General features: G+C 75.3%; 11 protein-coding genes. 4 read left to right on the top strand and 7 right to left on the bottom strand.

Annotated elements, in window-relative coordinates; translation table 11 throughout:
* Positions 1-101: 101 nt before the first annotated feature.
* The 3 genes from ACFVGO_RS20430 to ACFVGO_RS20420 all read right to left on the bottom strand — a co-directional run bounded on the left by ACFVGO_RS20430 (position 102) and on the right by ACFVGO_RS20420 (position 1,395).
* Complete coding sequence (locus ACFVGO_RS20430; protein WP_359898402.1) at positions 102-230, bottom strand: hypothetical protein; 129 nt, start codon at positions 228-230, stop codon at positions 102-104.
* Between the two features lie 341 nt (positions 231-571).
* Complete coding sequence (locus tag ACFVGO_RS20425; protein ID WP_359898401.1) at positions 572-955, bottom strand: hypothetical protein; 384 nt, start codon at positions 953-955, stop codon at positions 572-574.
* 134 nt (positions 956-1,089) lie between these two features.
* Positions 1,090-1,395: a hypothetical protein gene (locus ACFVGO_RS20420; protein ID WP_359898400.1), complete on the bottom strand. Its 306-nt coding sequence runs from the start codon at positions 1,393-1,395 to the stop codon at positions 1,090-1,092.
* Positions 1,396-1,571: 176 nt separating this feature from the next.
* Between ACFVGO_RS20420 and ACFVGO_RS20415 the strand changes: the two genes are divergently transcribed.
* Complete coding sequence (locus tag ACFVGO_RS20415; protein WP_359898399.1) at positions 1,572-1,910, top strand: hypothetical protein; 339 nt, start codon at positions 1,572-1,574, stop codon at positions 1,908-1,910.
* Positions 1,911-2,394: 484 nt separating this feature from the next.
* Here the strand turns inward: ACFVGO_RS20415 and ACFVGO_RS20410 are convergent, their stop codons facing one another.
* Positions 2,395-3,330, bottom strand: coding sequence for a hypothetical protein (locus ACFVGO_RS20410; protein ID WP_380633213.1), 936 nt, complete (start codon positions 3,328-3,330; stop codon positions 2,395-2,397).
* A 268-nt stretch (positions 3,331-3,598) separates the two neighbouring features.
* Between ACFVGO_RS20410 and ACFVGO_RS20405 the strand changes: the two genes are divergently transcribed.
* From ACFVGO_RS20405 to ACFVGO_RS20395, 3 genes are all read left to right on the top strand, one after another.
* Positions 3,599-4,129, top strand: coding sequence for a GNAT family N-acetyltransferase (locus ACFVGO_RS20405; protein WP_380633211.1), 531 nt, complete (start codon positions 3,599-3,601; stop codon positions 4,127-4,129).
* Entirely contained in the window at positions 4,126-4,836 is a 711-nt protein-coding gene (locus ACFVGO_RS20400) for a phosphotransferase (RefSeq protein WP_380633209.1), read from the top strand. Before ACFVGO_RS20405 ends, ACFVGO_RS20400 begins: the two co-directional genes overlap by 4 nt.
* Positions 4,837-4,935: 99 nt before the next feature.
* Complete coding sequence (locus ACFVGO_RS20395; RefSeq protein ID WP_380633223.1) at positions 4,936-8,097, top strand: AMP-binding protein; 3,162 nt, start codon at positions 4,936-4,938, stop codon at positions 8,095-8,097.
* A gap of 140 nt (positions 8,098-8,237) precedes the next feature.
* Here the strand turns inward: ACFVGO_RS20395 and ACFVGO_RS20390 are convergent, their stop codons facing one another.
* From ACFVGO_RS20390 to ACFVGO_RS20380, 3 genes are read right to left on the bottom strand one after another with little or no spacing between them, the layout of a single operon-like run.
* Positions 8,238-11,390 (bottom strand): amino acid adenylation domain-containing protein, encoded by a 3,153-nt coding sequence (locus ACFVGO_RS20390; RefSeq protein ID WP_380633207.1) that lies wholly within the window; start codon positions 11,388-11,390, stop codon positions 8,238-8,240.
* Entirely contained in the window at positions 11,387-16,954 is a 5,568-nt protein-coding gene (locus tag ACFVGO_RS20385) for an amino acid adenylation domain-containing protein (protein ID WP_380633205.1), read from the bottom strand. The genes ACFVGO_RS20390 and ACFVGO_RS20385 overlap by 4 nt, the downstream gene beginning before the upstream one ends.
* A 55-nt stretch (positions 16,955-17,009) precedes the next feature.
* Entirely contained in the window at positions 17,010-20,054 is a 3,045-nt protein-coding gene (locus tag ACFVGO_RS20380) for an amino acid adenylation domain-containing protein (RefSeq protein WP_380633203.1), read from the bottom strand.
* Positions 20,055-20,106: the final 52 nt, after the last annotated feature.

The raw sequence follows: 20,106 nt of genomic DNA, 5'->3' as shown, positions 1-20,106 counted from the left end.
GTTGGGAGCCCCCGCCGAGGGGAACCCCGGGGATCCCGGGGAGAGGTACCCCCCCCCCCCGGGGCCCACCCGTCCGGGACTCCCGGGAACCCGGTGGCGGATCAACCGCCGTCCGGGGCGCCGGTGAACCGGAGGACGCCGTCCTCGATCGGGTCGGAGAGCAGGACCTTCCTGTCGTGCCGGTAGTCCATGACCATCCGCCACGGGAAGTCCCGTCCCTGGCGCGGCATCGCGTCCTTCGCGCGCCGGATGTAGCCCGACGAGAGCTCGTCGACGACGCCGTCCCCGGTCGCGTTGGCCGCACGGTCGACGGGCCCTTCTTCCCCGCGTGGTCGAAATCCTGGGGCCAGCGCTGCGGGTGGATCCGCACGCCCTCGAACCGCCCGACGCCGGGGAACTCGGGCAGGTGGCCCCGGTCGTATTCGTAGTAGCCGGTGCAGGTGACGAGGAACGAGCAGGTCCAGGTCTGCCGCTCGCCGGTCGCCTCGTGCAGCGCGGTCATGGGTCCACTGTCGCCCACCGCGCGGGCACGGGTACCGTCTTTCCCCGACAGTGTCCGTTCAACGGCCTGTCAGGGAGCCGTTTCCGCTGCTGCCGAGTTCTCGGCGGCCACGCTCGCCCGCCACTCGTCGAGCAGCTGAAAGAACGCCTCCAGCGGCGGAACCGCACCAGCGTTCCGCTCGATGAACTGGTACCAGCTGAGGCTCATCGGCCAACCGCGCGTCCAGCACAGCCATTGCTGGAACGGGCCGACCGGATCGAAATCGAACCGCTCGTCGACCCCGTGAATCCGCAGGGCAAGGCTGTACCCCGAGAAAATCAGGCCCAAGTCGTCCAGCGAGCCGTTGCGCACGAACATGCCGGGCCGCTGCCGCACCTGTTCAAGGACGTCATAGATGTCCCGCCACTCATCGAACGGCTTCGGCTTCGGTCGGTCTCCAAGATCAGCTGACACCCGCCCACTCTACGCCGACGGGCCCGGACGAGCGACAACTTGCCATACCGGACAGGGAGATCACCTGTCCGCCCACAGGTCGTCGGCGCGCCGGCGCGGGCCGGGCGACAGCTCCGGGGCCGCCGCGGGCCCGGTCAGCCCCGGAAGACCTGCCACGCCGTCGACGAGGCGTCCTCACGCGTCGCCCAGTGATTCAGCGGCAGCGCCGGCAGGCCGGCCATCGAGGGGTCGCTCTCCAGCAGGTGCGCGGCATGGACCAGCCTGGGGCCGCCCTTCCACCAGCGCGGCTCGGTCGCCGAGAACGCCTGCCAGTCACCGTCCTCGTCGAGGTGGACACTCACGACGGGCTGCCCGCGACGCACGCGCTTCGACACGAACATCGGCTCGTCCGGGCTGAGGGTGTACACCGGACCGCAGTCCTCGTGCGACTCGACGGTCACGACGTCCTCCTTGGCTGATCGGACCCCCATCACAGCACAGGTCCGCCCGGCCGCCTCGGTCGGGGGCGAGCTCCGCCGAGCGCAGCCTCCCGGCCCCACCAGGTGACATCCGGTTCGACGGCCCGACTTGAGCGACGGGGTCGAGCCGCCCTGGACGTAAGCCGTAGGGTTGCCGTGTGACGGATGAGCTGTTGTTCGATACGGCGCAGGCCGGCGGAGGCGGCGGGACGGGCTGCCCGCGGTGCGAGGAGACGACAGAGCTGACCGTGTTCCGCGAGCGGTATCGGCCCGTGCTCCGGGGCCGGGGTGTCGTGCGGTTCCTGGCGGCGGTGGTGCTCCTCGTCCTGGCCGCGAAACCGCTGCTCAGTGGGGACGCTGCGGGCGTGGTGCTGCTCGCCCTCGGCGTGCTGTCCGCCGTGTCGTGTGCGCGGGCCGTGGCACGGGCCCGCTCCGGTGGGCCGGTCGATGTCGTGTACTGCCACCATTGCACCGCCCGGTCCACGAGGATGCCGTGATGGGCGAGGCGAACACGTGACGAGGCCACAGGCGTCGGCCGACTCGCTGGCTCCGGGGACCTGAGGCGACGGGCGCGGAGGACCGCGATCGGCACAAGGAGCTTCCGCTGCACGGGAAGTCGGACCGGCCGACTTCCCGTGCAGCGGGTGGGCTCCGTGGGCCACGCCGCCGTCAGGAGCGCCGGCGACCGTTCCGGCGGGCGAGACGGAACACGGCGGCACCGACGCCCACGCAGAGCAGGGCACTCATCAGGAGGGCCGGTGTGCTGCTCCCGGTCTCGGGAAGCTGGCCCCCACCGTGGCCGGGCACCGGACCGGGCGAGTGGTGGTGGCTCGGGCCCCCCGTGGGCGACGGGCCGCCGGACGCCGTGTGGCTCGGGCCGGTGGTCGGGGACTGCGAGTGGGTGGGAGAAACCGTCGGGGACGGCGAGTGGGTGGGAGTAGCCGTCGGGGACGGCGAGTGGGTGCTACACCCCTCCACTCTTCAGCACCGGGACGGGGACGTCAAGGGAATGGCGCAGGCGACCTCCTCGATCACGACCTGCCCGTTGCCGCTGCGCGCTCCGGTGGTGAAGGTCGCGGAGGCCGGACCGAGGCTGGAGCCGCCGCCTCCCCCGCCGCCGTCGAGCGTGCCCTCCGTGGAGGAGCCGCCCGCGCCGCCCCCGTGGGCCCCGCCGCCGCCTCCGCCGCCGGTCCCCATGTGGGGGTCGCCGACGTTGATGGCCGCGTCGCCGCCCTTGGTGCCGGTGGCGCTGCCGCCCGCGAAGCCGTCGCGGTCGGACTCGGTGGAGGCGGTTCCGCCCGCGCCACCCGCTCCCCCGCTGCCGCCGGACTTGCCGCCCTTGCCCGCCGCGCTCTGCCCGGTGTCGGCCCCGTCGGTTCCGGCCTGCCCGCCGTCGCCGCCCCGCGCGGTTCCGTCGTTGGTGAAGCTGCCGGCGCCTCCGCCGCCGCCCCCCGCGATGATCAGCGCGCTGCCACCCGTCGTCACGGTGGTGGCGCCTCCGCCGCCGGCACCGATGGCGCCGTTGCCGGGCCGGTGCTCGGCGTTGTAGGAGCCGCCCTGGCCGCCACCGCCGTACCCGCCGTAGGCCGTGCTGCCGGGGACGGAGAGGTCGCCTCCGCTGCCCGCCTGCCCCACGTCGACGGTCAGCACCTGACCGCTCGTGACCTGGACCGTGGCTCGGACCTGACCGCCCTTCCCGCCGGGCGACCCGTAGACGGCGTCCCCTCCCGCACCGCCGGAGGCCCGCACCACCAGCTCGCAGATCCCGTCGGGGACCGCGTACTGCTCGGGCGCGCCCTTGAAGTCGAATGTGTGGATTCCGGGGGCCGCCGACGCCTGTTGCGGAGCGCAGACGAGAAGGGCCGCCAAGGCGGCCGAGGCGGCGATTCCACCGGCTCCGTAGTGGATGTTTCTCATGCGAACCTTGTAATCGAGCCGCGTTCCCCCGAGGGGTCAACACACGGTGCCGTCCGGGTGAACCGTGCGGGGAGCGGGCACGCCACCGTCGAGCGACGAGCATCAACCAACCCCGGGAGCACGGGAGTTGACGGCCCCCGCCACTCGGACCACCTGGCCGGCCGTCGGCCCGGCGCCGCGACCCGGGAGCGATTGTCGTCCCCGGAACGCCGGTCGGCACCGGAAAACCCGTTGGTCACGGCAGCCCCACCAGTGGTAAATATGTGACATGTTACAAGGCACTCACATCACCCTCCGGGCCCGTCACGACGCCGACCTCCCGGTGCTCCTGGCCGAGCTGTACGACGACGTGGCGACCCGCTCGCGGGCCGACTCCCGCCCCTGGCGGCCCATCCCCCCGGGCTCGGCGGACTCCCCGTACGTGGTCGCCGGGCCGTCCGACGAGGCGGCGTGCTTCTCCGTGGTCGAGACGGCCTCCGGGGAGCTGGCCGGCGAGGCGCTGCTGTGGGGCATCGACGCCCACAACCGCAGCGCCCACGTGGGCCTCGCCCTGCTGCCGGGACACCGGGGCCGCGGGCTCGCACCGGACGTCCTGCGGGTGCTCTGCGACTACGCCTTCCCGGTGCTCGGCCTGCGCCGCCTGCAGCTGGAGACGCTGGCGGACAACGCCCCGATGCTCCGGGCCGCCACCGGCGTCGGCTTCACCGTCGAGGGGCGGCTGCGCCAAGCCGCCTGGGCGTACGGGGAGTTCGTGGACCAGATGGTGCTCGGACTGCTGGCCGAGGAGTGGCGGGGGTGAGCGAGGACCCGTCCGGGCTTCGGCCCTTCCCGCACGGCTGGACCAACCGCACCGCGGGCGACGGCACCGTCGTGGTGAAACGCTACGAAGGGCCGGACGCCGAGGAGCGGCGCCGGCGCGAGCACCGGCTGCTGACCCTGCTGCACGGGCTGTTGCCGGTTCCCCCGGTGCTCGGCACCGAGCCGGGCGCCATCACACTCGGCCACCTGCCCGGAGTGCCCGCGCAGGACCTGCTGGACGCCGGGCACGGCGCGCAGGTCCTGGCCGCCTGCGGGCGGGTGCTGCGACGGCTCCAGGCCGTCGACCCCGGCGTGGCCGGCGACGGTCCGGCGCCCCCGGGGTCGGTACTGGTGCACGGGGACTTCGGGCCCAACAACCTGCTGCTGGACCCGGCGACCTTCGCCGTCACCGGCCTGCTGGACTGGGAGTTCGCCCACCTCGGCGAGCGGGTGGAGGACCTGGCCTGGTGCGAGTGGATCGTCCGCATGCACCACCCGGCCCGGGCGGGCGCCCTGCACCACCTCTTCGACGCCTACGGGCAGCCGGTGCCGCCCTGGCCGCGGCGCCGGGCCGCCATGCTCGCCCGGTGCGCCCGGCTGGAGGAGTTCTGCCGCCGGGGTGCCCCGGACGGGCCGGGGGTACGGCAGTGGCAGGAGCGCGGGCGCCTGACGGCGGGCTGGCCGGAGCAGCCGGGGCCGCCCTCCTGACCCCGGCGGGGCGGCGCTCCGGGCCCGCGTGCCAAGGGTCGTGACGAACTGTGAACGGATCTGGCGCCCGCCTTCACCGTTCCGATACGGTCTGGACCAATCAGCGGCCGATCTTCCTCCGGCATCGGTCCGCCGCGCTCCGAAAGCCCCCCGGGAGTCGTCATCAGCGCCCAGCCCGTCCCCGTCCCGCTCACGCTTCCAGCGCTCCTGGACCACCGGGCCGCGCTCCATCCGGAACGCACCGCGCTGCTCGTGCCCGGCGGTGGGAGCCTCACCTACGGCCGGTGGCGCGAGCGGGCGGTGCGGGCCGCGCACGGGCTGGCCCGGGCGGGCGTGCGCCCCGGGGACACGGTGGCGCTGCTGTTCACCAACCGGGAGTGGGACGCGTACGCCGTGGCGTTCCTGGCCGCCCACTACGCGGGCGCGGCCGGGCTGGTGATCCGCGAGGACCTGGCCCCGGCCGATGTGGAGCGGCTCGTCGAGGCGGCCGGGGCGCGCTGGGCGGTCGCCGGGAACGGCCCGCGCACCACGCTGCCCACCTTCGCGCTCGACGGCCTCGACGCTCCGCTCGACTCCCCGTTCCACTCGCCGGGCGACTCATCGCTCGACGCCCCGGACGGGATCGAGCCGCCGCACCGGGTCGCCCCCGGCGACCTGGCCCAGATCATCGGCACCTCCGGCACCACCGGCACCCCGAAGGGCGTCCGGGCCGCGCACGCGAGCCTGACCGCCGGCCTGGTCCTCAACCCCCGGCCCCGCCCGTACGCGCACTCACGGCACGCGGTGCACGCCTTCCCGATCGGCACCAACGCCGCCCAGGCGGTTCTGGTGAACGCGCTGACCGCGCAGCCCACGACGATCTGTCTGCCGCGCTTCGACGCGGAGGAATTCGGGCGGGTGGTCGAGGAGTTCGGCGCGGGCACGGTCTTCCTGGTGCCGTCGATGGCGGTGGAACTGCTGAACTCCGGGACGGCCGGCCGCCGGGACCTCGGCAGCGTCCTGCTGGTCGGTTCCACCGCCGCCGCGCTCCCGCCGGCCGTCGCCGCCGGGCTGAGCGCCGCGCTGCCGAAGGCGACGGTCGTCAACACCTACACCTCGGCCGAGGCCTCCCCCGCCCAGATCTCCGCGATCGTGGATCCCGGCCGCCCCGGCTCGGTGGGCCGCCCGACCGACCCGGCCGACCTGCGGATCCTGGACGAGGCCGGGGAGCCGGTGCCGCCCGGCGGGACAGGCGAGATCTGGCTGCGCCAGCCCGGGCCGCCGCGCGGATACGCCGGGGCGGCCTCCGACAGCGTCTTCCGCGACGGCTGGGTGCGCATGGGCGACCTCGGCAGGCTGGACGGGGACGGCTTCCTCCATCTGGTCGACCGGGAGAGCGACATCGTCAAGTCCGGTGCGCTGAAGGTCTCGACGCTGCGGATCGAGGCCGTGCTGCACGAGCACCCGCAGGTCGCCGACGCGGCCGCGCTCGGCCTGCCGCATCCGGTGATGGGCCAGGTGCCGGTCGCCGCGGTGGTCCCGCTGCCGGGCGGAATCGATGCCGACGGTCTGCGGCTGTTCCTGAGCGAGCGGCTCGCCAGGCCCGAACTGCCGGTACGCATCCTGGTGTTGGACTCCCTGCCGCGCAATCCGAGCGGCAAGGTGGTCAAGCACGAACTGCGGACCGCGTTCGAGGAGCCCGCCCCGGTGACGGGAAGGGCCCCGGAGACGGAGCGGGAGCTCGCCCTGGCCGGCCTGTGGCGGACGGTGCTGGGACGCCCGGTCCGGGCGGTGGAGGAGGAGTTCTTCGCCCTCGGCGGGGACTCGTTCCGCGCGGTCCAGCTGGCCGCCGCGATCTCCGCCGAGTTCGGCGTGGCGGCTCGCACGGCGCTGGTCTTCGAGCGCCCCTCGCTCCGCGCCCAGGCGGCCTGGCTGGAGCGGGCCGAAGCCTCGGCGGCCGGGACGGCTGAGCGGTCCGGGGCCGAGGTGTCGGACTTCCTCCGCTCGCTGCGCGCCCAGCCGCACGACCTGCCGCTCACCTCCCAGCAGGAGAACTTCCTGCGCTGGATGGCCGAGGCCCCGGGCCGCAACGTCGGCTCGGTGGCGGTGATGTTCCGGGTGACGGAGGGCCTGCGGACGGACGTCCTGGCCGACGCCCTGCACGAGGCGATCCGCCGCCATCCCGCGCTGCGGACGAGGTTCGTCCCGGTGCCCGGCGCCGAACCGGGGGTGCTGCGGGCCGTCCTGGACGACGAACCGCACGCGGACGTGGTGCTGGTGGAGGCGCCCGGCGCGAGCGACGACGAGGTGTCGGCGCGGCTGGTCGCCGTGCGCGACCGCCTGACGGACGTCGCCGCGGGGCCGATGACCAGGCTGGCCGTGGTGAGCCGCGGGCCGGAGGACCACGTCGTCCTGCTGGCCGTCCACCACCTCGTCAGCGACGGCTGGTCGCTGGGAGTGCTCCTGCGCGAGCTGGGGGTGGCGTACTCGGCGCTGCGCCACGGGCGCCGGGTGCCGGCCGCCCGGCCCGGCCCGGAGTACCGCGAGCTGGCGGAGTGGTCGAACGCCCACTGGCCGGCGTCCCGGACGCACTTCGCGACGGCACTCGCGGACGCGCCCGCCGCGATCGACCCCTTCCCGGGGCGCCACCACACCGAGGTGGTGCTGAGCGCCGCCCACGCGTTCACGGTGCCCCCGGAGGCGGCGGAGGCACTGCGGGCCAGGGCGGCGGAGCTGGGGGCCACGCCGTTCCTCGCGGTGGCGGCGGTCTGGAGCGGCCTGCTGGCCGCCCGCAGCGGACAGCCGGACCTCGTCCTCATGACGCCGGTGCCCGGCCGGACCAGGCCGGAGGCGGAGCGGGCGGTCGGCTGCTTCGTGCAGTCGCTGCTGGTGCGGGTGGACGTGTCGGGCGCGCCGGGCTTCGCCGAACTGCTCGACCGGGTCCGGTCCGCCGCCACCGCCGCGCTCGACCACCAGCTCTACCCGTTCGCGGAGTTCAGCCCGCTGGTGCCGTTCGCGGCCTGGCTGAGGTACGAGAGCTGGAGTGCGCCGGCCCAGCTGCCGGGGGTGGCCTGCGCGGCCTGGGAGCTGCCCCGCAACGCCACCGTGCCGTACCCGCTGCCGGGCGGTGACCGGCACGTCCCGGAGCTGGCGGTCACCGAGCAGCCGGACGGCTCGCTGCGGTGCTGGCTGCGGTACAACGAGCACGCCTTCGAGGCGGCGACGGTGTCGGCGCTGGCCGACGACCTCGCCACGGCGCTGGCCGGGGCGGCCGGTATCTGACACGAGGAAAGCGGGGGTGCGGCCATCACCGGCCGCACCCCCGGCCGCGCCCCCGGAACGCCGCCGGAGCGCCCTCGGAACGCTCTCGGAACGCCCCCGGGCCCGGCTTCCACTGCGCGCGGAAGCCGGGCCCCGCCCGCTCAGCCGGAGAGGCGCCCGGCCGCCTCCTCCTCGGTGAGCGCGTCGATCTCGGCGATCAGCAGCGCCTCGATCCGGGCCGCGAGCGCGGCCGGTGTGCTGCTCTCGAACACGTCGCGGATGGGGATGTCGAGTCCGATCCCGGCCCGGATCCGCGCGGCGACCCGGGTGACCAGGAGGGAGTCCCCGCCGAGCGCGAGGAAGTCGTCGAACACCCCGACCCGCGGGACTCCGAGGACCTCCTGCCACAGGTCGGTGACCAGTTGCTCGGCGTCGGTGCGCGGCGCGACGTAGCCCGACCCGGCGGCCGGCCCGGGGTCGGGCAGGGCCGCGAGGTCGGGTTTGCCGTTCGGGGTCAGCGGCAGCCGGGCCAGGGTGAGCACGGTGTCCGGGACCATGTAGGCGGGAAGCCGCAGGGCGAGGTGCTCGCGCAGTTCGGCCGGTCCGGGCTCGGCACCCGGGCACGGGACGGCGTACGCCAGCAGTCTCCGGCCGTCGCGGACCAGCACGGCGGCCTGCGCGACGGCCGGGTGCGCGGTCAGCGCGGACTCGATCTCCGCGGGCTCGATCCGGTAGCCGCGCAGCTTCAGCTGGGCGTCGCCGCGCCCCAGGAACTCCAGCCGGCCGTCCGCCCGCCACCGGGCGCGGTCCCCGGTGCGGTACATCACGCCGCCGAGGAACGGATCGGGCACGAAGGCGGTCGCGGTCAGGTCGGGCCGGCCCAGGTAGCCCCGGGCCAGGCCGCTGCCGCCGATGTACAGCTCGCCCTCGGCTCCCCGGGGCAGCAGCCCGCCGCGCTCGTCCAGCACGTGCAGCCCGACCCCGGGCAGCGGGCGGCCCAGCGAGGGCCGGCGCTCGGTGTCGGCGGCCGTCAGCTCGGCCGCGGTGACGATCACGGTGGCCTCGGTGGGGCCGTAGGTGTTCACGAGCCGGACGGCGTCCCCGTGCCGTCGGCGCCACCGGTCGACCGTGTCGGCGCGCGCCTCGGAGCCGCCGATGACCACCAGCCGCAGTGCCTCCGGCCAGCGGGTCTGCTCGCCGAGGCCGACGAGTTCCTCCCAGTAGGCGGTCGGCAGGTCGAGCACGGTGACGGACCGGCCGGACGGGCCGTCCAGCAGGTCGGGCAGGGTCCGGCCGCCGCCGGGCAGCAGCACCACGCACGCCCCGGCCGCCAGGGCCGGCCAGAGCTCCTCCACGTGGGTGTCGAAGCCGAGGGAGGCGAACTGGACGATCCGGTCGGCGGGGCCCAGCGCGTAGCCGTCCGGGCCCGTCATCCAGTCGACCCGGGCGGACACCGCCGGGTGGTCGACGGCGACGGCCTTCGGCGTGCCGGTGGACCCGGAGGTGTAGAGGACGTAGGCCAGGCCCCGCGGGTCGGGCGGGGCGAGGTCGTCGGTCCCGGCGCCGGGCAGGTCGGCGGTTCCGGCGCCGGGCAGGTCCGCGCCGGTGAGGGTGAGGACGGCGTCGGCCTCGCGGACCATCAGTGCGCGGCGGTCCTCGGGGTGGGCCGGGTCGAGCGGGAGGTAGGCGGCGCCGGCCTTCCAGACCGCGGTCAGGGCGACGACCAGGTCGAAGGAGGGTGCCATCGACACCGCGACCACCCGGCCGGCCACCGGGCCGAGCCGGTGCGCCAGTTCGGTGGACCGCCGGTCGAGTTCGGCGTAGGACAGCGTCCGGCCGTCGCAGTCCAGGGCGGGCGCGTCCGGCCGCGCGGCGACCTGGTCCGCGAACCGCTCCAGCACCGTTCGCACGGTGGCGGGAGCCGTCGGCCCCGCGCCCAGGGCGAGCAGCGCCGCCCGCTCCCGCGCTCCGACGAACCAGTCGCCGTGCAGGGGGAGTTCCGGGTCCTCGACGATCCGCGCGTACAGCTCGCGGCACCGGCCGCCGAGCGCCTCGACGGTCTCCCGGTCGAAGAGCTCGCGGTCGTAGCAGAAGGAGAGCGTGATGCCGCCGTCGGCGGTGCGCCAGCTGTCGAGCAGCAGGTCGGTCTTGGCCTGCTCGAAGCCGGAGTCCATGCTCGTGGTGCGGACGCCCGCGGGCAGCGCGGGTTCGCCGGAGCCGTCCGCGAGGTCGTTCTGGCTCTGGTGGACGAAGACGGCCTGGTAGAGCGGTCCGGCTCCGGTGTCCGCGGGCAGGCCGAGGTGGGCGGCGAGCCGCTCGGCCGGGGCGTCGGGACGGCTCAGGGCGGCGAGCGCGGCGGACCTGGTCCGCTTCAGCACCCCGCGGAAGTCGGGGTCCCCGGTCAGGTCCGACCTGATCACCGCGGTGCGGTTGAAGTAGCCGAGCAGCGCTTCGTGCGCCGCCTCGGTGCGGCCCGCCAGCGGGGTGCCGACCACGAAGTCCCGGCAGCCGGTCCAGCGGGCGAGGACGCACTGGTAGCCGGTGAGCAGCACCATGAACGGGGTGCACCGCTCCTGGCGGGCCAGCCGGTCGAGGGCGGCGGTCAGCTCGGGGCCGAGGTCGACGGTGACGAAGCCGGCGGGTCTGGTGGGGTCCGACGGTCTCGGCCGGTCGAACGGGAGGCGCAGCGCTCCGGTGCCGGCGAGCCGGTCCGCCCAGAACCGGAACGCCTCCTCGCCCGCCTCCCCGCCGGTCCTGGCCTGTTCGGCGCGGGCGAAGTCGCCGTACTGCAAGCGGAGTTCGGGCAGCTCGGCCGGTGCCTCGCCGATCGCCTCGCGGTAGAGGGCCAGCAGTTCGCGCCACATCGTGCGGAAGGACCAGCCGTCGGCGACGATGTGGTGGACGACGACGCTGACCGCGTGCTCCCGCTCCCCCGCGCTGATCAGGGTCGCGCGCAGGGGCGGCGCGGCGGCGAGGTCGAACGGCGCGTTGACGTACGGGCGGCAGGCGTCGGTGAAGTCCGCCTCGGTGGCTCCCTCGGGCAGGCGGAGGGTGACCAGGTCGATCGCGGCGGGGGGCTGGACCAGTTGGACGGGCTCCGCGGCCCCGGGGTCGTCGTACCCGAAGCGGGTGCGGAGGATCTCGTGCCGTTCGGCCAGCCGGCCGAGGGCGGTGCGCAGGGCCCGCGGGTCGAGCGGCCCGGTCCAGCGCCGGTTGAGGTACATGTTGAAGCCGGCGTCGTCCGGGTGGAGCTGCTGGAGGAACCAGAGCCGGCGCTGTTCGGCGGTCAACGGGTGGGTGGCGGTGGTGGTCACCGGACGGTCACCTCGGTCTCGGAGCGGTGCGGGAGGGTGGGCTCGGCGGCGTCGGCGTCGGCGTCACTGGACGGCCGGGCGGTGCCGGCGGCCCGGTCCTGGATGGCCTTCAGGCCGACCAGGTCGTCGGGCTCGGCGTCGGGGACGTCCCGGTCGAAGTGCCGCAGCACCGGGACGGCCAGGCAGACCAGGGCGAGGGCGGCCATGGCGAGGCCGAACAGCAGGTAGAGCAGTCCGATGCCGCGGCCCTCGCCGGTGCCGATGAGCCGGCCGACGGTGGAGGCGAGGGCGCCGCCGCGGTCCACCAGCGGCTGGAGGAGTCCGGGGCCGAAGGGGGCGACGACGGCGAACCCGACCGGCAGGGTCGACCAGGCGACCATGGTGTTGACCGCGATCACCCGGCCGTGGAAGCGCAGCGGCACCTTGGTCTGCACGATGGTCGCGTAGGCGCCGTTGAGCAGGGCGAGCGCGAAGGTCATGCCGAACGCGCCGAGGGCGACCGTCCAGATCGACGGGCGCAGCCCGGTGAGCAGGCAGGCCCCGGCGACCGCCAGGGTGGCGAGCAGCACCCCGCGCAGCTTCCGTCGGCGCGGTCCGCCCCAGGCCACCAGGGTGATCCCGCCGAGCACGGCGCCGAGGCCGGCCGCCGTGGACACCCAGCCGGCCGCGGAGAGCGGGGCGAAGGAGAGCACGAGCGGGGTGGTGAGCAGGAACAGCGGGGAGAGGAAGACGTTCAGGACCGCGAAGTACAGCAGCATCGCGCGGAAGTGGCTGCTGCCGAGGGCCCGTCGGAAGCCTTCGCGGATCTCGGCGGGAATGCTCTCCCGCCGGGTGGAGCCCATCACGTCCGGGAAGCGCACGGCCAGGGTGACGCCGATGGCGACCGCGTAGCCGGCCACGTCGAGGGCGAGGATGCCGCCGAGTCCGATGGCGGCGAGCAGGCCGACGGCGAACAGCGGGACGAGGAACTGGGCGAGGCCGAAGGCCATCTGGACCACGCCGTTGGCGCGGCCGAGGTAGCGCTTGGGGACGAGCTGCGGCACGGACGCGTTCCAGGCGAGCCGTTGGAAGGAGAGGGCGGCGGACAGCACGGCGACGAGCGCGTAGGCGTGCCAGACCTCCAGTCCGCCGGTGGCGTACAGCAGGAGCAGGACGACCTGGGTGAGGCCGGCGGCGAGGTCGCCGAGGAGCATGGTCCGGCGCCGGTCGCCCCGGTCGACGATCGCTCCGGCGACCGGGGCGGCGAGGATGCCGGGCACCAGGCCGCAGGCGGCCAGCAGCCCGAACTGGGCGAGGGAGCCGGTGCGCAGGTAGATCCAGACCGGGAGGGCGAACTCGGTGAGCGCCGATCCGATCATCGACACCTGCTGCCCGGAGGCAACGGTGAGGAAGCGGCGCATGGTCGGGCGGACGGGCGCCTGCGCGTCCTGCGTGACCGGCCGTTGGGCGTCCCGGGAGAGCCCGGCCAGCCACCAGGTGGCGCCGTCCGTCCGGCGGTGGCGGTCCTCCTGCCCCGCGGCGATCGACCGGTGGACGCCGGTGACGACGGCCGCGAGTTCGGCGGCCCGGTACTTGAGGTAGAAGTGGCCGGCCTCGTCGAGGACCACCACGGCGGTGGTGTCGGCGATCCGGTGCCACTCGCGGAAGCGCTCCTGGTAGAACTCGGTGGCCGGGTCGCGGTCGCCGCAGACCGCGATCACGGGGGCCTTGATCCGTCCGCCCTCGGTCCCGAACATCCGGGTGAAGTACCGTTCGACGTCCTTGGTGCCGGTGCGGCGGTTGCGGACGATCAGCCGCAGCTGTTCCGGGTCCAGGTCGTCGGTGTCCATCCCGGCGGCGGCCAGACCGTTGATCATGTCCTGGTCGCTGCGCATCCGGTCGAGGAGTTCGGCCCACCGCTCGCCGACGGCCGCGCCGCGTCCCCTGGGGCGGGCGAAGGGGAAGATGCCGCCGAGGTGGACGGCGTCGATCTCCCGGCCGGCGGCCTCGACCCGGCGGGCGATCTCGACGGCGAGGCGCACGCCGACCCCACAGTGCCCGTACAGCACGATCCGGCCCTCGACGCCCTCGACGATCTCGCGCGCGCACCGGTCGGCGACCTCGTCGACGTCCATCGGTTCCTCGCCGAGTTCGTGGCCGGGGACGGCGATGGAGTGCAGCGCCCAGTCCTCGGGCAGGGCGTCGGCGAGCGGCTTGTAGATCAGCGCGCTGCCGCCGCCGTAGGGGGCGCAGACCACGCTCGCGGTGGTGCGGCGGCGTTCGGGGGTGAGCCGGTGCAGCAGCCCCCGCGGTCCGCGGTCGGCGCCCGGGTCGGCGACGAGCCCGGCGAGCTGCCGGACGGTCGGGAAGCGGAAGAGGTCCATCACGCCGACCGGGGTCGGCAGGTCGGGGAAGGTGCGGCGCAGCCGGGCGACGACCTGGGTGGCGAGCAGCGAGTGCCCGCCGATCTCGAAGAAGTCGTCCAGGGCGCCGACCTTCGCGACGTCGAGCACCTCGGCCCAGATCGCGGCGATCAGTGTCTCGGTGTCGCCCTCGGGTTCGACGTGTCCGGCGGCCGGGGCGGTGTCCTCGGGTTCGGGCAGCGCCTTGCGGTCGACCTTGCCGTGGGCCAGCAGCGGCAAGCGGTCCAGGACGACGTACCGGGCGGGGACCATGTAGTCCGGCAGGACCTCGCCGAGCGTCAACCGCAGTTCGGCCGCGGCGGGGACGGCCGCGTCGGCCGCGCGTTCGAGGTAGGCGACGAGGTTCTGCCGGATCCCCTCGCCCCGGACGGTGACGAAGGCCTGGGTGACGCCGGGCAGCGCGGTGAGCGCGGCCTCGATCTCGCCGGGCTCGATCCGGTAGCCGCGGACCTTGACCTGGTCGTCGGCGCGGCCCAGGTACTCCAGCACGCCTGCCCCGGCCTCCGGCCGCCAGCGGGCCAGGTCGCCGGTGCGGTACATCCGGCCGCCGGCGAACGGGTCCTCGACGAAACGTTCCGCCGTCAGCTCGGGGCGGCCCAGGTAGCCGCGGGCCAGCCGGTCCCCGCCGAGGTACAGCTCGCCGGTCACGCCGGGCGGCACCGGCCGCCCGGCGCCGTCCAGGACGTAGCAGCGCGCGCCGGCGAGCGGGGTGCCGATCGGGGTGTTGCCCGGGCCGTGCTCCCCCGGCAGGACCTCGTGGACGGTGACGCCGACCGTCGCCTCGGTGGGGCCGTAGTGGTTGAACACCGCGCAGCCGCCCCGGCCGGCCAGGTCGGCGGCCCAGGCCCAGGACGAGGCCTCCCCGCCGAGCACCAGGGCGCGGCGCGGCAGCAGGCGTTCGAGCGGGGCGTCGGCGGACAGCGCGGCCAGGTGGGAGGGCGTCATCTTGAGGTAGTCGAGCGCCGACGCCTCGATGTGTGCGGCGAGTTCGGCGCCGGCGATGCGCCGCGGCAGCAGGTGCACCCGGCCGCCGGTGGTGAGCGCCAGGTAGAGCATCGTGATACTGAAGTCGAACGACAGGGACTGGAGCAGCCCGTAGCGGGCGCCGGGCTCGATCCGCAGCCGTTCCCGCACGCCGGCCAGGTAGTTGAGGATCTCGCGGTGCTGCACCGCGACGCCCTTGGGCTGCCCGGTGGAGCCGGAGGTGTAGATGACGTACGCGAGGTCGTCCGGTCCGGACACCTCGGCGAGCGGCGCGTCGTCCGACACCCGGTCCGGCGCGGGGTCGGCGCGGTCCACCAGCAGTTCCGCGCCCCCGTACGCGGGGAACCGCTCCCGCAGCTCCGAGTCCGTCACCAGCACCCGCACGTCCGCGTCGGCCACCAGGTGGGAGAGCCGCGCGGGCGGCTGCTCCGGGTCCAGCGGCAGGTAGCAGCCGCCGGCCTTCAGCACGGCGATCAGGGCGACCGCCAGGTCCGGGGACTGTTCCAGGCACACCGCCACCCGGTCGTCCCGGCCGACGCCCAGCGCCCGCAGCCGCCGGGCCAGGACGGTCGCCCGTGCGTCGAGTTCGCGGTGGGTGACGGTGGCGTCCTCGAAGACCAGCGCGGGGCGGTCGCCCGCCTGCCGGGCCGCCGCCGCGAGCAGCGCGGTCAGCGTTCCGGGCCCGTCCTCGGGGAGCGCCGGGCCGGCCGCCCATCCTTCGACCAGGTCGCGGTGCTCGGTGCCGGTCGTCACCGGCAGGTCCTCGACGGCCCGGTCCGGATCGGCCGTCGCCGCCGCCATCAGGACCTCGAAGCGCTCGGTGAGCCGTCGCACGGTGTCGGCGTCGAAGAGGTCGGTCCGGTAGGTGATCAGCCCGAAGAGCCCGCCGTCCTTCTTCTCCCGCAGGTAGAAGGCGAGGTCGGAGTGGCTCGTGGTGGCGGCGTGCCCGAATCCCTCCGCGGTGGCGGCGGGTGCGGTGGGGGCGGCGCGGTCGCCGTAGTTCTGGAACGCGAAGGTGGCCTGGAACACCGCCGAGCGGCTGACGTCCCGCTCGATGTCCAGGTCGGCGACCATCTGCTCGAAGGGCACCTCCTGGTGGGTGTAGGCGTTCAGCGTGGTCTCCCGGACCCGGCCGACCAGCTGTCCGAAGGTGAGTCCCTCCTCCAGCCGGGCGCGGATCGGCAGCATGTTGACGAAGGCCCCGACCACCGCCTCCAGTTCCCGGTGGAGACGGCCGGCCACGGCCGAGCCGATCGCGAAGTCCCGCTGGCCGGTGTGCCGGCCGAGCAGCACCTGGAGCCCGGCCATCAGCACCATGTACGTCGACGCGCCGCGGGCGCGGGCGCACTCGGCGACGGCGCGGGCGAGTTCCGGGCTCCAGTGCAGTTCCACGGCGGCGCCGTCGAAGGTGAGCAGCGGCGGCCGGGGGCGGTCGACGGGCAGTTCCAGGGCGGGGACGTCGGCGAGTTCGGTGCGCCAGTAGTCGCGGGAGGCGGCCAGGGCGCCGCTGTCCAGCCGGTCCCGCTGCCAGCGCGCGTAGTCCCCGAACTGGACGGGGACGGGCGGGAGTTCGTACTCCGTGCCGTGGGCGTACCGGGCGTGGAGCAGGTCCAGTTCGCGGTTGAGGATGTCGATCGACCAGCCGTCGCCGACGATGTGGTGCATGACCAGGGCGAGGACGTGGTCCTCGGCGGAGAGCCGGACGAGCAGGGCGCGCAGCAGCGGCCCGGTGGCGAGGTCGAAGGGTCTGGCGACCAGCGCCCCGATCTCGTCGGCGGCTCTTCGGCCGGGGTCGGGATCGTCCGAGGCGTCCACGAACGCGGCGGCGAAGGGGCCCGGTTCGGCGATCAGGACCTCGGCCCTGCCGTCCTCCGTGACCGGGAAGGTCATCCGCAGGCCCTCGTGCCGTGCCACCAGGGCGGCCAGGGCGGTGTCCAGCGCCGAGCGGTCCAGCGGGCCGCGCAGCCGCCGGGCCGGGGCGAGCGTGTAGGCCGTCCCGCCGGGCGAGAACTGGTCCATGAACCAGAGCCGTTCCTGTCCGCTGGACAGGGGCGGGGCGCTGCCCTCCGGGCGGGGCTCGACCACCCGCACCGGGGCCGCGGCGCCGCGCAGGCGCTGGGCGAGGAGGGATCGTTTGGTGGCGGACCAGCCTGCGGGCAGGTCCTGGGTGTCGGTCATCGGCAGTCCGTTCGGGCGTGGAGCGGGGAGGACGCGCAGGGGCGGTCGGCGGCGGTCAACGCCGCTCTCGCACGACGTCGGCCAGGGCGGCCGGGGTGGAGGCGTCGAAGAACAGGTCGAAGGCGAGCTCGACCCCGAAGGCGGCGCGGATCCGGGCGGTGATCTGGATGATCGTCAGCGAGTGTCCGCCGTGGTCGAAGAGGTCGTCCTCGGGGCCGAGGCCGGAGACACCCAGGACCTCCTCCCAGATCGCCAGGACGCCCGCCGTGACGTCGTCGGCCTCCGCCGCCGCCGCGGCCCGCTCGCGCGGCGGGTCGGGCAGCGCGCGCCGGTCGAGCTTGCCGCTCGGGGTGAGCGGCAGGCGGTCGAGGGTGACGAACTGCCGGGGCACCATGATCGCGGGCAGGGTGCGCAGCAGGTGGTCCCGCAGGTCCGCGTCGGGCAGCGGTGCGCTGCCGGGAGCGGGCACCCGGTAGCCGACGAGGGCGGGCTCCCCCTCGGCCTGCTCGCGGACGGCGACGGCCGCCGCGGCGACGGCCGGGTGGTCGAGCAGCGCGGCCTCGATCTCGCCGAGTTCGATCCGGTGGCCGCGGATCTTCACCTGGTCGTCGATCCGGCCGTGGAACTCCAGTTCGCCGTCCCGCGTCCACGCCACGAGGTCGCCTGTGCGGTACATCCGGCCGCCGGCGAACGGGTCCCCGACGAAACGTTCCGCCGTCAGTTCGGGCCGCCCCCGGTAGCCGTCCGCGAGGCCATCGCCGCCCAGGTGGAGCTCTCCGGGGATCCCGATCGGCACCGGGAGGCCGTCGGCGTCCAGGACGTACGCCCTGGTGTTGGCGACCGGCCGGCCGATCACCACGGCGTCCGGCTCCACGGGGACGTCGGCGCAGGTGGCGTAGATCGTCGCCTCGGTCGGGCCGTACCCGTTGATCAGCCGGCCGAGGGAGCCCCGGAGCTCGCGGGCCAGCGGGAGCGGCAGCGCCTCCCCGCCCACGATCCCGGTCAGCCCGGCCGGCAGGGGCCCGGCGCTGAGCAGCACGCGCCAGCCCGAGGGGGTCGCCTGCAGATGGGTCACGCCTTCCCGCCGGATCAGCCCGACGGTGCCCGGCGCGTCCAGGGCGGCGCCGTCCGGCGCGAGGACCAGCCGGCCGCCGGTGACCAGCGGCAGCAGGATCTCCAGCCCGGATATGTCGAAGGAGAGCGAGGTCAGGCCGAGCCAGACGTCCTGCGGTCCCGAGCCCAGCCGGTCCGCGAAGGAGGTCAGGAGGTTCACCAGGGCCCGGTGCCCGATCTCCACGCCCTTGGGCCGCCCGGTCGAGCCGGAGGTGTACAGCACGTAGGCGAGGTCGCCGGGCGGGGCCGGCTCCGCCCCCGGGGCCGTCGGTTCCGTGCGGCCGCCGCCGAGGCGCAGGACGGCCGGTGCCGCCGCCACCACGTCGGCGGCGGGCTCCCGGTCGGCGACCAGCAGGGCGGCGCCCGAGTCGGCGAGCAGGAACGCGAGCCGGTCGGCGGGGTGGCCGGGGTCGAGCGGCAGGTAGGCGGCCCCGGCGGCGTGCACCGCGAGCAGGACGGCGGGCAGGTCGGCGGAGCGCTCCAGGTGCAGGGCCACGACGTCACCGCTGCGGACCCCGGCCCCGCCCAGGACGGCGGCCAGTTCGTCGATCCGCTCCACCAGCGCGCGGTAGGTCAGCCGCTCGGTGCCCGCGCCGACGGCGACGGCGTCCGGCGTCTCGGCGGCCCGCTCCCGCACCAGGTCCAGCGCCGTGCGCCCGCGCGGGTAGGCGCGGGCGGTGGCGTTCCACTCCTCGGTCACCAGGCGCCGCTCGCACTCGCCCAGCAGCGGCAGGGCGCTCAGCGGCGTGTCGGGCGCGGCCGTCGCGGCCTCCAGCAGGGCCGTCCAGTGCCCGGCGATCCGGTCCACGGCGTCCGGCGACAGGACCGCCGGAGCGTACTGGAGCGAGAAGGCGAGCCCGTCGGCGGTGTCGACCGCCTGGAGGTGCAGGGTGTTGCGGGCGGCGCCGTTGAACACCGCGCGGTCCACCCGGACGGTGCTTCCCGGGAACACCGGGTCCGCGGCCGCGCCGCGCCGGTAGCCGAACGACACGGGGGCCAGCCCGGCGCGCGGCGTGAGGCCGCCGACCGCCGCGCCGAAGGGCACCGGACGGAACGGGTACCCGCCGCGGGCCTCGGCCCGCACGGCCCGGGCGAAGGCGGCGAAGGACGTCCGGGCGGTCACCCCGGCCGGTGCGTGCACCGGCAGCTCGTTGACGAACAGCCCGATCTCCCCGGCCTGTTCGGGGGTCCGGACGGACAGCGGCACGGCGACCGGGACGGCCTCGCCGCCGTAGCGCAGCAGCAGGGCGTGCAGGGCGGCGAGCAGGAACTCGAAGACGGTGACGCCGCAGCGCTCCGCGGCCTCGGCCAGGTCCGCCCGGCCCCGCGCGTCGATCCGCCACGCGTCGGACTCGCCGGACGCCGGGGCCGTGACGGCGTGCGGCAGTCCCGGGAGGACGGGCTCGGTCGCCGCGGCCCACCGCGGGCCGTACCAGTCGGCGGCCCGGCGGACGAGGTCGGGGTCGGGCGGGGAGAGGGGCGCGGACGGGATCCGGTCGGCGGCCGGGGCGGCCTCGCCCAGGGCCTGCCCGTAGGCCGCGGCGAGTTCCGCCACCAGGACGTCCTTCGACTCCCCGTCGAAGACCGCGTGGTGCACGACGGCCAGCAGTTCCGCCGCCTCACCGCTGCCGCGGTAGAGGGTGAACCGGGCCAAGGGGCCCGCCTGGAGGTCGAACGGTCGTGCCGTCTCCTCGGCCAGCCGCTTCTCCCGGCCCCGCGCGCACTCCTCGGAGGCGTCGACCACGTCGAGGACCGGGGCGGGGCCGGGCTCCAGCACGAGGCTGCCGTCGCGTTCCACGAACACCCGGGACAGGGCGGGGTGACGTGCCGTCACCGTCGAGACGGCCCGGACGAGGGCCTCGGCGTCGACCCGGTCGAAGGAGAGCAGGACGGGCATGTGGAACACCCCGTGCGCCTGGCCGAGGCGCTCGGTGAACCAGACGCCCCGCTGGAAGGGCGAGGCGGGCAGGGGGAGGGAGTGTGGCATGTGCGGCTCGATTCGGCAGTCGGTGAATGGCGCGTTCCCCGTGGCCGGGCGC

This window comes from Kitasatospora sp. NPDC057738 (assembly GCF_042798815.1).
Classification (GTDB): Bacteria; Actinomycetota; Actinomycetes; order Streptomycetales; family Streptomycetaceae; genus Kitasatospora; species Kitasatospora lactacystinica.
This window is presented reverse-complemented; position numbering and strand designations above follow the sequence as displayed.

Coding starts and splice junctions, on each gene's coding strand:
- ACFVGO_RS20380 (WP_380633203.1), bottom strand. CDS start 20,054: ATGCCACACTCCCTCCCCCTGCCCGCCTCGCCCTTCCAGCGGGGCGTC.
- ACFVGO_RS20410 (WP_380633213.1), bottom strand. CDS start 3,330: ATGAGAAACATCCACTACGGAGCCGGTGGAATCGCCGCCTCGGCCGCC.
- ACFVGO_RS20405 (WP_380633211.1), top strand. CDS start 3,599: ATGTTACAAGGCACTCACATCACCCTCCGGGCCCGTCACGACGCCGAC.
- ACFVGO_RS20430 (WP_359898402.1), bottom strand. CDS start 230: ATGCCGCGCCAGGGACGGGACTTCCCGTGGCGGATGGTCATGGACTAC.
- ACFVGO_RS20385 (WP_380633205.1), bottom strand. CDS start 16,954: ATGACCGACACCCAGGACCTGCCCGCAGGCTGGTCCGCCACCAAACGA.